We start from the raw sequence: 716 nt of genomic DNA, 5'->3' as shown, positions 1-716 counted from the left end.
ATGCTTGACTCTGCAGCGGGAAAGCGTAATATGCACACCCCGAGCCGCAGCGAAAACGAAGCGGCACTGCTCTTTAACAATTTATCAGACAATCTGTGTGGGCACTCAAAGTGACATGGATTCTTAACGTCCTCGGACGAAAAATGAATACCAAGTCTCAAGAGTGAACACGTAATTCATTACGAAGTTTAATTCTTTGAGCATCAAACTTAAATTGAAGAGTTTGATCATGGCTCAGATTGAACGCTGGCGGCAGGCCTAACACATGCAAGTCGAGCGGTAGCACAGAGAGCTTGCTCTCGGGTGACGAGCGGCGGACGGGTGAGTAATGTCTGGGAAACTGCCTGATGGAGGGGGATAACTACTGGAAACGGTAGCTAATACCGCATAACGTCGCAAGACCAAAGTGGGGGACCTTCGGGCCTCATGCCATCAGATGTGCCCAGATGGGATTAGCTAGTAGGTGGGGTAACGGCTCACCTAGGCGACGATCCCTAGCTGGTCTGAGAGGATGACCAGCCACACTGGAACTGAGACACGGTCCAGACTCCTACGGGAGGCAGCAGTGGGGAATATTGCACAATGGGCGCAAGCCTGATGCAGCCATGCCGCGTGTGTGAAGAAGGCCTTCGGGTTGTAAAGCACTTTCAGCGGGGAGGAAGGCAGTGAGGTTAATAACCTCATCGATTGACGTTACCCGCAGAAGAAGCACCGGC

The 716-nt window shown here is 52.1% G+C and carries 1 rRNA gene; it reads left to right on the top strand.

Going from position 1 to position 716, the window contains the following annotated elements:
• Nucleotides 1-211 precede the first annotated feature (211 nt).
• Nucleotides 212-716, top strand: a 16S ribosomal RNA gene (locus HHU12_RS34320); the annotation flags it as partial.

Source organism: Flammeovirga aprica JL-4 (genome assembly GCF_012844305.1).
In the GTDB taxonomy this organism is placed as follows: Bacteria; Bacteroidota; Bacteroidia; order Cytophagales; family Flammeovirgaceae; genus Flammeovirga; species Flammeovirga aprica.
The sequence above is the reverse complement of the archived record's forward strand: the minus strand, read 5'-3'. Positions and strand labels throughout refer to the sequence as shown.